The sequence below is a fragment of the Streptomyces sp. NPDC045021 genome (genome assembly GCF_056432645.1).
The window spans coordinates 1-12726 of record NZ_JBWKIQ010000004.1 but is presented as its reverse complement, the minus strand read 5'-3'; the positions used below and the strand labels follow the sequence as shown (position 1 = coordinate 12726).

The following is a 12726-nucleotide window of genomic DNA, read 5'->3' as shown; positions in this document are numbered from 1 at the left end:
CGCACCGCACTCCACCGCACCACCGTTCCTCCCGAACATCTCCCCGAAGAAGGGCTTCGCCATGTCCCTCCCCTCCACCGCCACGGTGCGCGCGCTCACCGCGGTGACCGCCGTCTGCGCTCTCGCCCTCACCGCGACCGCCTGCGGTGGCACGACGAAGAAGTCCAACGCGGACCAGGGCCCCGGCACGGCCTCGACGGCCTCGGCCGACCCGGGCGCCGCGCTGAAGAAGGGTCTGAAGCTCGCGTTCCTCCCCAAGCAGATCAACAACCCCTACGAGACCATCGTCGACAACTCCGGCATCGCGACCGCGAAGGAGCTCGGCAGCACCGCCAAGGAGGTCGGGCCCTCCGACGCCAGCGCGTCCTCGCAGGTCTCCTACATCAACACGCTCATCCAGCAGCAGCAGGACGCCATCCTGCTGGCCGCCAACGACCCCAACGCGGTGTGCGGTCCGCTCAAGCAGGCGATGGGCAAGGGCATCAAGGTCGTCGCCTACGACTCCGACACCGCCAAGGAGTGCCGCCAGCTCTTCATCAACCAGGCGAGCTCCGAACAGATCGGCCGCAGCCTGGTGCAGAACCTCGGCAAGCAGCTCGGCTTCAAGGGCAAGATCGCGATTCTGTCCGCCACCCAGAACGCCACGAACCAGAACACCTGGATCGACTTCATGAAGAAGGAACTGGCGCTTCCGGCGTACAAGGGGATGGAGCTGGTCAAGGTCGCCTACGGGGACGACGACGACCAGAAGTCCTTCCAGCAGACGCAGGGGCTGCTGCAGGCCTACCCGGACCTCAAGGGCATCATCGCCCCGACCACCGTCGGCATCGCGGCGTCCGCCCGCTACATCAGCTCCTCGTCGTACAAGGGCAAGGTGGTGGTGAACGGGCTGGGCACCCCCAACCAGATGCGCAAGTACGTCAAGGACGGAACCGTCGCGCAGTTCTCCCTGTGGGACCCCAAGAAGCTCGGCCGCCTCGCCGCGTACGCCGCGTCCGCGCTGTGCTCCGGCCAGATCACCGGCGCGGAGGGGCAGTCCTTCAAGGCCGGCGACCTGGGCACCTTCACGGTCGGTAAGAACGGTGAGGTCATCCTCGGCAAGCCCACCGTCTTCGACGCGGCCAACATCGATGCGTTCGACTTCTGACAGCTGCCGGCATCCCGGCCCGCCGTCCGCGCGCGGCACGGCCGGCCGTCAACGGCGAAAGGCCCGAGAACATGCGGCGTGTCTGCTTCCTGCTCAAGGTCCGCCAGGACCGGATCGACGAATACCGCCGCCGGCACGCCGCGGTGTGGCCGGAGATGACCGCCGCGCTGTCCGCCTGCGGCTGGCACAACTACTCGCTCTTCCTCCGCGAGGACGGGCTGCTGGTGGGCTATCTGGAGACCGACGACTTCACCGCGGCCCGGAGCGCCATGGCCGGCACCGAGGTCAACACCCGCTGGCAGACGGAGATGGCCGAGTTCTTCGAAGACTCCGACACCGACACCGATCGGCCGGACCGGCCCGACCAGGGCATACGACCCCTCACCGAAATCTTCCACCTCGTGTGACGGCCGGCTATCCGGCCGACCCCCACCCCGGCCGACCCCGTGAACGGAGACACCCGCCATGACCCGCACCCCCGCGACCGCGCGCAGGCCGAAGATCGGTCTCGTGGCGGGGGGACTGGGCGCCTACTGGCCCCAGTTCCCCGACCTGCTGCCCCAGTTGCGCCGCTCCGCCGCACGCGTCACCGAACGCATGAAGGAGTTCGACGCCGAGGTCGTCGACGTCGGCTTCATCTCGGACGCCCAGGAGGGCGCGGCGGCCGCGGAGAAGCTGCGGGCCGCCGGATGCGACCTCATCGTCGGATTCCTGACCACGTACATGACCGCGACGATGCTGGCACCGGTGGCCCAGCGTTCGGGCGCCCCGGTCCTGCTGATCAATCTGCAGCCCAATGAGGCCATGGACCACGCCACGTTCGACACCGGTCAGTGGCTCGCGTACTGCGGCGCCTGCCCGCTGCCCGAGATGGCCAACTCCTTCGAGCGCGCCGGTGTCCCGTTCCGCTCCGTGTCCGGCTATCTGGAGGACGACCGGGCCTGGGCCCGGATCGGCCGGTGGATTCGCGCGGCCGGGGTGCGGTCGGTGCTCCGCCACGGCCGGCACGGCCTGATGGGCCACCTCTACCCCGGTATGTACGACGTCTCGACCGACCTGGCGATGGTCTCCGGCAACCTCGGCGGCCATGTGGAGGTGTTGGAGTTCGACGACCTGCGCGTGCGGGTGGACAGCGTCACCGAGGCGGAGGTCGCCGACAAGCTCGCCGAGGCCAGGGAAACCTTCGAGTTCGACGATTCCGTCGTCGCGGACGATGTGGAGTGGGCGGCCCGGGTGTCCGCCGGGCTCGACCGACTGGTGGCCGACTTCGACCTCGACAGCCTCGCGTACTACCACCGGGGCCTGGACGGCGAGATCCACGAGCGGCTGGGCGCCGGCATGATCCTCGGCGCGTCGCTGCTCACCGCCCGCGGGGTCCCGGCCGCGGGCGAGTACGAGCTGCGTACGTCGCTGGCGATGCTCATCGCCGACCGGCTCGGCGCGGGCGGTTCCTTCACCGAGCTGCAGGCGCTCAACTTCCGTGACGGCGTGGTGGAGATGGGCCACGACGGGCCCGCGCACCTGGGCATCAGCCAGCACCGGCCGCTCCTGCGCGGCCTCGGGGTCTTCCACGGCAAACGTGGCTGGGGTGTGTCCGTGGAGTTCGACGTGCGGCACGGCCCGGTCACCCTGGTCGGTCTCGGCCAGACCCGCGACGGCCGCTACAAGCTGGTCACCTCCCAGGGCGAGGTGGTCGGCGGCCCGCTGCTGAAGATCGGCAACACCACCTCCCGGGTGGACTTCGGCACCGATCCCGGCGAGTGGACCGACGCCTGGAGCGCCACCGGTGTCGCCCACCACTGGGCGCTGGCCACCGGTCACATCGTGCCCGAACTGCGCGCGGTGGCCGACCTCACGGGCCTGGAACTGGTCGAGGTCTCTTGACCGGGGAGCGGTCGCTCCCCGGTCCCGCGGACGGCGCCGGCGGATCCGTCCGACGCCTCGGGCGCGCGCCGGGAAGCCGGGTGAAGCGCAGCGCCGTCGGCATCAAGGACGTCGCCGAAGAGTCGGGCGTCTCGCTCGGCACGGTCTCGAACGTCCTCAACCGGCCCGACACGGTGGCAGAGCCCACGCGACGGCGGGTGCTCGCGGTGATCGACCGGCTCGGTTACGTCCGCAGCGAGTCGGCCCGCCAGTTGCGGGCCGGCCGCAGCAGGATGCTGGCGCTCCTGGTCCTGGATCTCGCCAACCCCTTCTTCTCCGAACTGGCCCGTGGAGCCCAGCAGGCCGCCCGCGAGGCGGGACTCGCCGTCATGGTGTGCACCAGCGCGGGTGACCCGTCGCAGGAGGCCGAGTACCTGGGGATGTTCGCCGAGCAACGGGTCCGCGGGGTGTTGGTCACCCCCACCGACACCACCCGCCGCAATCTGCGGGCGCTGCGCGGCCGGGGCATCTCCTTCGTCGTCGCCGACCGGGAATGGTCCGCCGCCGAGGCGTGCTCGGTGTCGGTCGACGACGTGGCCGGCGGCAGCCTCGCCGTGCGGCATCTGCTCGCCGCGGGCCATCGCCGCATCGCCTACGTCAGCGGTCCCCCGCGCCTGGCCCAGTCCCGGGACCGGTTTCAGGGCGCACTGCACGCCCTCGACGAGGCGCGGGTCGCACGGGAGAACCTGACCGAGATCGGGGCACCGCGGTTCGACGTCGCCGCCGGCCGCGAGGCGGGGGCTCGTCTGCTGGACGCCACCGACCGTCCCTCCGCCGTGTTCTGCGCGAACGACCTGCTCGCCCTCGGCGTACTGCAGACCCTCTACGCGGCCGGCGTCCGGGTCCCGGCCGACATCGCTCTCGTCGGCTATGACGACATCGAGTTCGCTTCGGGCGCCGCGGTCCCGCTCAGCTCCGTGCGCCAGCCCTCGTTCAGGATCGGCCGCACCGCCGCGGAGCTGCTGATCGAGGAGACGGACGGGCGTCCCGGCACCCATGTGCACCGGAAGATCGTGTTCCAGCCGGAACTGGTCGTCAGGACGTCCTCGCTCGGTGTTCGTGGCGGAGGCTGATCACACAAGATGTGCGTAGCATGAGACCGCGGCCGCGGAGAGCCGCGGAAGACGGTGGTTCGGAGCTCGTGGCGCGCATGATGGGCATCAAGGACGTCGCACGGGAGGCCGGGGTCTCCGTCGGCACCGTATCGAACGTGATCAACCGCCCTGACATGGTCTCGGAGCAGACCCGCATCCGGGTGCTCGAGGTGATAGACCAACTCGGTTACGTGCGCAGTGAGTCGGCGCGCCAGCTGCGCGCCGGTCACAGCCGGATCATCGCCCTGCTCGTGCTGGACATGGCCAATCCGTTCTTCGTCGACGTCGCGTCGGGCGCCGAGCGCGCCGCCCGCGAGGCGGGGCTCGGCGTGATGCTCTGCAACAGCGCCGGAAGCGCGGCGGAGGAGGCGGAGTATCTGAGCCTCTTCGCCGAGCACCGGGTTCGCGGGGTGCTGGTGACGCCCGCCGACACCACGGGGCGCAATCTCGACTCCTTCCGGCGCCATGACATCCCCTTCGTCTTCGTCGACCGTGTCGTGCCGAGCGCGTCGGCGTGCTCGGTGTCGGTCGACGACATCGCCGGCGGGCGGCTGGCCGCCGGCCACCTCCTGGACCAGGGCCACCAGCGGCTGGTGTACGTCAGCGGCCCGATGCATCTCACCCAGTGCCGGGACCGGCGGACCGGGGCGCTCGACGCGCTGGCCGCGGCGGGACTGCCACCAGAGGCGCTGTCCCACATCGAGACGGACCGGCTGGACGTCGCCGCCGGTCGGGACGCGGGCGCCCGGTTGCTGGGCATGGCCGGCCGGCCCACGGCGGTGTTCTGCGCGAACGACCTTCTCGCCCTGGGCGTGCTGCAGGCCTTGTACGCGGCGGGGATCGCCGTGCCGCAGGAGCTGGCGCTCGTCGGCTATGACGACATCGAGTTCGCGGCGGCGGCCGCGGTCCCGCTGACCTCGGTGCGCCAGCCCGCCCACCGCATGGGCCGGGCCGCCGCCGAGCTGCTCATCGCGGAGACCGGCGACCGCGCCGGCGAGCACCAACACCAGCAGATCGTGCTGCAGCCGGAGCTGGTGGTCCGGGGTTCGACGCTGGGCAAGCAGCGCTGACGCCTGCGGGGGTCAGTCGTCGAGGAGCGCGATCAACCTGCGGGCGAGCAGATACGCGTCGCCCGGCCAACGGGCCGACAGGTACGAGCCGTCGACAACGGTGAAAGCGGCGGTGTCGTCCGTGGCGGTGCCCCGCCGGGAGAGCGTGAACGGACCCCGTTCGAAATCATCCGGCCGCGCCAGCGCCCCGCGTACCTCCGCCTCCACGTAGACCGGATACGTCCGGTAGTACGTGCCCAGCCGCCACGCGGTGGCGAAGTACGCGGAGCGCTCCATGTAGGCGGGCAGGCAGGTGGTCCGGCGGCCGTGCAGCACGCTGCGGCCGGTCGCCGGGTCCTGGGCGCGCGCCAGCACCAGCACTCCGTGGCAGATGGCGGCGACCGGTCGGCCGGTCGCCCAGAACGCGGCGACCTTGCTCTGCAGCAGCTCCGAGCCCAGGTACTGGCGCATGGCCGGGGCGTGACCGCCCGGAAGCAGCAACGCGTCGTACGCCGCCGGGTCGAGGTCCTGCCAGGCGACCGTGGCACGGAAGGCGTCGTCCTCGACCAGCTGCGCGTAACAGCGCTTGGCGTCAGCCTCGGCCCCGAGCTTGCCGAAGACGACTCCGGACAGCAGCCGGGGGTCCGCGGCCGGGACGGTACCCGCACGTTCGGTGGCGAACACCACGTCATGGCCCGCGTCGGTCAGCAGCCGCCAGGGGACCGCGACCTCGGTGACGTCGAAGTCCCGGTCGGGCAGGGGTAGCAGGATACGAGCCACGGAGTCTCCCTCATGCCGATGCCCGCGCCACCCTACGCGATGGCTCCCAGCCGGTCAGTGGCACCGAGGCTGTCCGCCGAGGACGAGGGGTGGGTCTGGCAGACCTACCTTGGGGCCCTGAAAGAGCTCCGACTGCGTCAATACTTGAGTCATGGGTCTGGACCAGAACGTCGAACTGGGCGAGTTCCTCCGCTCCCGCAGGGCCCGGCTGGGTCCCGGGGAGGCGGGGGTCGCCGTCAATGGATCCGCCCGCCGGGTGCCGGGGCTGCGCCGGGAGGAGCTGGCCCGGCTGGCCGGAGTCAGTACCGACTACTACGCGCGGCTGGAGCAGGGGCGGCACCGCAACGTCTCCGGAAGCGTGCTGGACTCCGTCGCCCGCGCGCTCCAGCTCAACGAGGTCGAGCACATCTATCTGATACAGCTCGCCCGCCCGCAGCCGCGCGCCGCACGGCGTCCGTCGGCCCGCCCGCAGCGGGTGCGGCCGGGGCTGCACAGAATGCTGGAGACGCTGGACGGACTGACACCGGCTTTCATCGTCGGCCGCGGTTTGCAGGTGCTGGCCAGCAATCGACTGGCCCGCTCCTTGGTCTCCGATTTCGAGGCGCTGCCGCACCGGGAGCGGAATCTGGCCCGGTTCATCTTCCTGGACGAGTCCGCCCGGCAGCTGTATCCGGACTGGGAGCAGATCGCCGCGGAGACCGCTGCCGTGCTGCGTCTCGACGCGGGGCGCAACTGCGAGGACCGGTCCTTCTGCGAGCTGATCGGCGAGCTCGCGGTCAAGAGCGAGGAGTTCCGTACCGCGTGGGCCGCGCACGACGTGAGCCGCCGGACGCACGGCACCAAGCGCTACCGCCACCCCCAGGTCGGGGAGCTCACCGTCGCGTACGAGGCCCTCACACCGCCGGGCGACGCGGACCAGACCCTCTTCGTCTACACCACCGAGCCGGGTTCGCCCTCCGAGACCGCACTGCGGCTGCTCGCCCACCTCACCACCGCACCCCTGAGCTCACCGAAGGCGGCCGCGGCACGGCCCGCGCCCGCCGACCCCGACGATTCTCTGGAGAAATCCGCACGATGACGACCACCGTCTCCGCTTACGCCGCTCCCTCCGCCAAGGCGCCGCTGGAGCGCACCACGATCCCCCGCCGCGCCGTGCGTGAACACGACGTGCTGATCGACATCAAGTTCGCCGGCATCTGCCACTCCGACATCCACCAGGTCCGCGACGAGTGGGGTGGCGCGAAGTTCCCCATGGTGCCGGGCCACGAGATCGCCGGCATCGTCAGCGAGGTCGGCCCGGGCGTCACCAAGTACGCCGTCGGCGACCGGGTCGGCGTGGGCTGCTTCGTCGACTCCTGCCGCGAGTGCGAGAACTGCCTGGCCGGTGACGAGCAGTACTGCCTGAACGGCGGCACCGGCACCTACAACGCCATCGGCCGGGACGGCGAGCCCACCTACGGCGGCTACAGCACCCACGTCGTCGTGGACGAGAACTTCGTCCTGCGCATTCCCGAGGGCGTCGAGCTCGATGTCGCCGCCCCGCTGCTGTGCGCCGGGATCACCCTCTACTCACCGCTGAAGCACTGGAACGCCGGCCCCGGCAAGAAGGTCGCCATCGTCGGTATGGGCGGTCTCGGCCACATGGGCGTCAAGATCGCCGCCGCTCTGGGCGCCGAGGTCACCGTTCTCAGCCAGAGCTTGCGCAAGCAGGACGACGCCAAGCGGTTCGGCGCCGAGCGCTACTACGCCACCAACGACGAGTCGACGTTCCAGCAGCTCGCCGGGACATTCGACCTGATCGTGAACACCGTCTCGGCCAACCTCGACCTGGACGCGTACCTGTCGCTGCTGCGGGTGGACGGCACCCTGGTCAATGTCGGCGCGCCCGAGCACCCCGTCTCGCTGAACGTCTTCTCGCTGATCGGGGGCCGGCGCAGCCTGGCCGGTTCGATGATCGGCGGCATCCGGCAGACGCAGGAGATGCTGGACTTCTGCGCCGAGCACGGCCTGGGCGCCGAGATCGAGGTGATCTCGGCCGACCGGATCAACGAGGCGTACGACCGTGTCGTCGCCAGCGACGTCCGGTACCGGTTCGTCATCGACACCGCCACCATCTGACGGCAGCTCACGGCTGCGACAAAGGCCCTGCCGCCCCGCTTCGGCGGGGCGGCAGGGCCTTTGTCGTCAGCGCCCGAACGACCTCCGGGCACCGTCCTCGGCTAACGCTTCGCGTACTCCGCTTCCTGGACGGCAACCTTCCGCAGCGCCGGAACACCGCTGCTCACCACGAGGGACTCCTGCGATCCGCGGGTTACCCGGCGCGGTACCGCCAGCCCCAGCAGCGCGAGCACCCCGAGCGCCATCACGGCGATCCCGTACTCCCGCGTCGTCGGCAGCAGTCCCCCGCCGTGCACGACCAGGAAGCCGCCGATCACCGCGGGCAGGCCCATGGCCAGGTAGGACAGCACGTAGATGGTGGACAGCAGTCCGGACCGCTCGTGCGGCGCGGCCAGCGGGACGATGGTGCGGATCGCGCCCTGGAAGCCGCCGCCGAAGCCGACGCCCGCCATTACCGTCCCGAGGAAGAAGGCGGCCGTCGCGTTGTGGTCGATCGCGAGCAGGGTGACGCCGACGCCCACGATGAGGGCGACGATGCCGAGCAGCATCACCCGGGCCGGGGCGGCGTTGCGGAGCAGCAGCACCGATATCGCGCCGCTTCCGGCGAGGGCGAACAGCGCCAGGCCGCCGAGCAGCAGCGAGTCGGAACCGACCACGCTGCGGACGACCGCCGGGATGACGGATCCGTAGAGTCCGGCCAGCGCCCAGACCGCGACCAGGACGGGGGCGGCCACCAGCAGTGGTCCGCGGGCCGCCTTCGGGACGCCGAAGCGGGGGCGGAGCGAGGCGAGCGCGCCCGGCTTGGGCTCGGAGGTCTCCCGCATCAGGGCGACACCGATTCCCTGCAGGACGAACACGGCGAGCAGAGCCACGTAGACGAGGTGGGTCGGTGCGGGCAGGAACTGGACCAGCAGGCCGGAGGCGAGAGCCCCGGTGGCGGTGCCGGTCATGGGGGCGATCGCGTTGGCGATGGTGCCCTTGACCTTGTCGAGGTCGAGCATCCCCGCGCCGACCGCGCCGACGGCCGCGCCGGTCGACAGCCCCTGGACGACCCGGGCGATCATCAGCTCGCTCACCCCGCCCGCCGTGGTGAGCACGATCATCGCGACGACCTGCAGCACGATCGCCGCGAGCAGGACGGGACGCCGTCCTATGTGGTCCGACAGCGATCCGACGGTGAGCAGTGCGGCGAGCACGGCGAGCGCGTAGATGCCGAAGACCACGGTCGTGGTGATCGGGGAGAAACCCCATTCGCCCTGGTAGACGGCGTAGAGCGGGGTGGGGGCGCTGGAGGCGGCGAGGAAGGCCACCACGATCGACGCCTGGAGGTAGAAGGCGGCGCCGGAGCCGAGCCGCCAGGTTCTGCGGACGAAGGGGTCGGTCACGGGGAACGTCGGCGGCAAGGACATCGGAGGACTTCTTTCGCCTAGCGGGCGCCAGTCCGATCAGACCGGTCTGTCTAGTCGCCTTACGGTAGACAGACCGGTCTGGTACTGTCAAGTCATGGCTACGAAAGCGATCGCAGACCGCCCCGCCACCCCCGGGCGCCCCACGGCACGCGAGCGTCTGCTGGCCGCCGCCAACGAGCTCTTCTACGAGGAGGGCATCCATGTCGTCGGCATCGACCGGGTGATCGAACGCGCCGGTGTCGCCAAAGCGACCCTCTACAGCGCGTACGGGAACAAGGACGGGCTCATCAGCGCCTATCTGGCCGGCCGGCACGAGATCCGCCGCCGCCGGGTGACCGCGGCCATCGCCCGCCATGACGCACCGCGGGAGCAGCTGCTCGCCATCTTCGACGCGCTCGGCGAAGCCTTCGCCGAGCCCACGTACCGCGGCTGCGCCTTCCTCAACGCCAGCGCCGAGGTCGGTCCCGACAGCCCGGTCATCCAGGCCACCGACGCGTACCGCGGATGGGTGCGCTCCCTGTTCACCGACCTCTCCCGGGCCGCCGGAGCGCCCGACCCGCAGCAGCTGGCCGGTCGGCTGGTGCTGCTCTACGACGGCGCGGGTGTCGCCGCCCGGATGGACCGCAACCCCGGCGCCGCCGCCGAGGCCCGGTCGGTCGCCACCGCACTCATCGACGCAGCGCTCGGCGACACAGCGCACGTCGACGTGGCGACGAAGTAGCAACCGGAGCCGGTCGAGCCGTCACACGCCAGGGGCCGGAGCCGTCCCGGTCACCGGCTGAGCGGTCTGCGGACGGCGCGTCAGCAGCACGCTGACGACGATCACCCACAGCCCCGCGGCCATGAAGGCGAAGAAGCCGACCCAGGGAATGAAGGCCAGCACGCCGAGGCCGACAGCGACCCAGCTCAGCCAACGCGGCAGGACACCGGCCGCGGTGCGGACCCCGGACACGCCCGCCGCCAGCAGCAGCAGGCCCAGCCCGGCGACGAACGGGATGAAGAAGTCCTCAGTGACCGCGTTCAGAGCCTGCAGTGCCTGGTTTCCCGCCACCGCCTCGTCCGAGAGGTCCAGCAGCGCCAGGACAACGGTCGCGCCGGTCCAGAAGCCCGCGGCGATCAGCACACCGCCCGCGAGGACCACATGATGCAGCCAGCCGCTGCCGTCCGCGGCGTCGCGAAGGGTCCGCGCCAGGTAGGCGGCGAAGAAGACGAAGAGCACGCCGGCGATGACCAGCAGATACAGGCTCACCGCCTGCTGGGCGCGATGGTCGTCGTAGAACGACCTGACGGCGACTCCGGAGGAATTGATCCCGGGCGTATCGCCTCCCACGAGGAAACCGACGACTGTGAGCACCACGGCCACCAGACCGGTGAGCGGTACGTATCGCATGGGGGACCTCCTACTACCCCCCGCAGTACGTTGGTCGCCCCCAATTCTACGGCGCCGGACCCCCACCCACCCTGCCGGCCGAGGCGGTGCACGCACCGAGGGGCGGCCCCGTGGCAGGACCGCCCCTCAGCACGTGCACGAGCGGGAGAATCAGCCGATCTGCGCGCCGTACTCAGTGAGCGCGGCCGTTACCGGCTGGAAGAACGTCTCTCCGCCGTTGGTGCAGTCGCCGCTGCCGCCGGAGGTAAGACCCACCGCGGTGTCCCCGGAGAAGAGCGCACCGCCGCTGTCGCCGGGTTCGGCGCAGACGTTGGTCTGGATCAGTCCGGTGACCGATCCCTCCTCGTAGTTGACGGTGGCGTCGAGTCCGGTGACGGTGCCGTCGTGCACCTGCGTGGTGCTGCCGCTGCGCTGCACCGCCTGGCCGACCGTCGGATCGCCGGCCTTGGTGATCGCCTGCGTGCTGCCGTTGTACAGGTCCACGGTGCTCGGGTGGGCCACGCTCGTGTCGGTGTACTTGACCAGCGCGAAGTCATGGCCGGGGAAGGTGGCGGCCTCGACGTTGCCGATCTCCTGCCCGCCGGACGACGCCGACCAGCTCTTGAACGCCACGCCGCAGTGGCCCGCGGTCAGGAAGTAGGGCTGACCGTCCTTGACCACGTTGAAGCCGAGGGAGCAGCGCGCACCGTTGGCGAAGATCGCGTCCCCACCGGCGATGAACGGGGTGAACCGGCCGGCCGAGCGCCGCAGTTGCGCGGTGCCGCCGAGTGCCTTGACGGACTTGGTGAGGCTGTCGAGCTGGGCGCCCTTGACGGTCCGGTCGGCGGTCACCACCACCTGATTGGTGCGTGGATCGATCGCCCATGAGGTGCCGGGGATACGGGGCTGGGCCCGCAACGTCTGCGTCGAGCGGTGCAGTTCGGCCATGGTGTGCTGAACGGTCCGGGGAACGGCTCCCGCGTCCTGCACCTTCTGGTCGGCGGTGGCGTCCAGCACGTTGACAACGAGCTGCTTGGTCTTCGCGTCGTAGTACGAGCCCGCGGTGCGGTCACCCAGACGGGAGGTGAGGTCGCCCGCGAGCTGGGCCGCTGCGGCAGGGGCGAACGCCTTGGGGGTCGGTGCGGTCGGCTGGGCGGCGTTGGCGTGGGGAAGGAGAACGGCCGCGGCGACTACGGCGGCGGCGCTTGTCCCGGCGATCGCGATACGACGCCTGGTTATCCGACGGTGCTTCAACTCAGTGCCTCCTGTGGGGGGTGGGCCCGGCAGTCAACAGCGGGCCCGCAGGATGTGCGGTCACGAACGGGCGAAACAGCAAGGATTGCTCGTCCGTGCCAGTTGGTGCGGCGAGTATCCCGATACCCGCCGGTATCCTGCAAGGTCATGATCAAGCCCCGTCTGCACATCTGTGAACAGGGCGGATATACCTCGCAACCCTCCCCATTGACGGCCCCGATCGGGGGTTACCGGAGCGCGGTGCGACGGCCTGTGTGCCCGGGGTGAGGACTACACCTGTCCGAGAACCGACGCTCGGATTCCGTTTGTGGAGACCGATTTGTCCGATCCGTCGGAGCAAAGTCCTTGCGCACGAAGCCTGATCGGCGACCTCGAAGACGCCGCCCGCTCAGGGTCACCCGGCTGGTTTCCGTTCTTCCCCCAAGGGCCCGCCGGGCCTTCCCTCATGGACCCGCCGGGGGGGGGCCCCCCGGCCCGGGGGGGGGGGGGGGCCCCCCCCCCCCGCGCGGGGGCCCCCCCCCCCCGGCGGGGGGTTTTGAGACGCCGTGGGGGGGGGGGTGGACCCATAGAACGGTCCAACCCC

12 protein-coding genes are annotated in these 12726 nt (G+C 70.7%); 8 read left to right on the top strand and 4 right to left on the bottom strand.

Translation table 11 applies throughout. The features are described 5' to 3' along the window. Positions 1 to 61 precede the first annotated feature (61 nt). The 5 genes from rhaS (at position 62) to AC07DC_RS14150 (ending at position 5234) form a co-directional block, all read left to right on the top strand. Positions 62 to 1147 (top strand): rhamnose ABC transporter substrate-binding protein, encoded by a 1086-nt coding sequence (rhaS, locus tag AC07DC_RS14170; RefSeq protein ID WP_478914661.1) that lies wholly within the window; start codon positions 62 to 64, stop codon positions 1145 to 1147. Between the two features lie 71 nt (positions 1148 to 1218). Further along, positions 1219 to 1554, top strand: coding sequence for an L-rhamnose mutarotase (locus AC07DC_RS14165; protein WP_478914660.1), 336 nt, complete (start codon positions 1219 to 1221; stop codon positions 1552 to 1554). 58 nt (positions 1555 to 1612) lie between these two features. Beyond that, positions 1613 to 3031 (top strand): arabinose isomerase, encoded by a 1419-nt coding sequence (locus AC07DC_RS14160; protein ID WP_478914659.1) that lies wholly within the window; start codon positions 1613 to 1615, stop codon positions 3029 to 3031. 80 nt (positions 3032 to 3111) lie between these two features. Beyond that, on the top strand, positions 3112 to 4143 hold the full coding sequence (locus tag AC07DC_RS14155) for a LacI family DNA-binding transcriptional regulator (protein WP_478914658.1): 1032 nt from the start codon (positions 3112 to 3114) through the stop codon (positions 4141 to 4143). Between the two features lie 77 nt (positions 4144 to 4220). Beyond that, positions 4221 to 5234 carry a LacI family DNA-binding transcriptional regulator gene (locus AC07DC_RS14150; RefSeq protein WP_478915120.1) on the top strand — a complete coding sequence of 338 codons (1014 nt, stop codon included), beginning with the start codon at positions 4221 to 4223 and terminating at the stop codon, positions 5232 to 5234. A 12-nt stretch (positions 5235 to 5246) separates the two neighbouring features. Here the strand turns inward: AC07DC_RS14150 and AC07DC_RS14145 are convergent, their stop codons facing one another. After that, positions 5247 to 5993 carry a type 1 glutamine amidotransferase domain-containing protein gene (locus tag AC07DC_RS14145; protein ID WP_478914657.1) on the bottom strand — a complete coding sequence of 249 codons (747 nt, stop codon included), beginning with the start codon at positions 5991 to 5993 and terminating at the stop codon, positions 5247 to 5249. A 151-nt stretch (positions 5994 to 6144) separates the two neighbouring features. Between AC07DC_RS14145 and AC07DC_RS14140 the strand changes: the two genes are divergently transcribed. Together AC07DC_RS14140 and AC07DC_RS14135 are read left to right on the top strand one after the other, a co-directional pair. After that, positions 6145 to 7071 (top strand): helix-turn-helix domain-containing protein, encoded by a 927-nt coding sequence (locus AC07DC_RS14140; protein ID WP_478914656.1) that lies wholly within the window; start codon positions 6145 to 6147, stop codon positions 7069 to 7071. Then, the gene (locus AC07DC_RS14135) at positions 7068 to 8111 is read left to right on the top strand and encodes an NAD(P)-dependent alcohol dehydrogenase (RefSeq protein ID WP_478914655.1); all 1044 of its coding nucleotides are present in this window, start codon (positions 7068 to 7070) and stop codon (positions 8109 to 8111) included. Before AC07DC_RS14140 ends, AC07DC_RS14135 begins: the two co-directional genes overlap by 4 nt. A gap of 101 nt (positions 8112 to 8212) precedes the next feature. Here the strand turns inward: AC07DC_RS14135 and AC07DC_RS14130 are convergent, their stop codons facing one another. Beyond that, the gene (locus AC07DC_RS14130; protein WP_478914654.1) at positions 8213 to 9520 is read right to left on the bottom strand and encodes an MFS transporter; all 1308 of its coding nucleotides are present in this window, start codon (positions 9518 to 9520) and stop codon (positions 8213 to 8215) included. Positions 9521 to 9614: 94 nt separating this feature from the next. On the opposite strand from AC07DC_RS14130, the gene AC07DC_RS14125 reads away from it, so the two are divergent. Next, the gene (locus AC07DC_RS14125) at positions 9615 to 10241 is read left to right on the top strand and encodes a TetR/AcrR family transcriptional regulator (protein ID WP_478914653.1); all 627 of its coding nucleotides are present in this window, start codon (positions 9615 to 9617) and stop codon (positions 10239 to 10241) included. Between the two features lie 21 nt (positions 10242 to 10262). Here the strand turns inward: AC07DC_RS14125 and AC07DC_RS14120 are convergent, their stop codons facing one another. Beyond that, complete coding sequence (locus AC07DC_RS14120; protein ID WP_478914652.1) at positions 10263 to 10910, bottom strand: hypothetical protein; 648 nt, start codon at positions 10908 to 10910, stop codon at positions 10263 to 10265. A gap of 150 nt (positions 10911 to 11060) precedes the next feature. Further along, positions 11061 to 12143: a S1 family peptidase gene (locus AC07DC_RS14115; protein WP_478914651.1), complete on the bottom strand. Its 1083-nt coding sequence runs from the start codon at positions 12141 to 12143 to the stop codon at positions 11061 to 11063. Between the last annotated feature and the right edge of the window lie 583 nt (positions 12144 to 12726).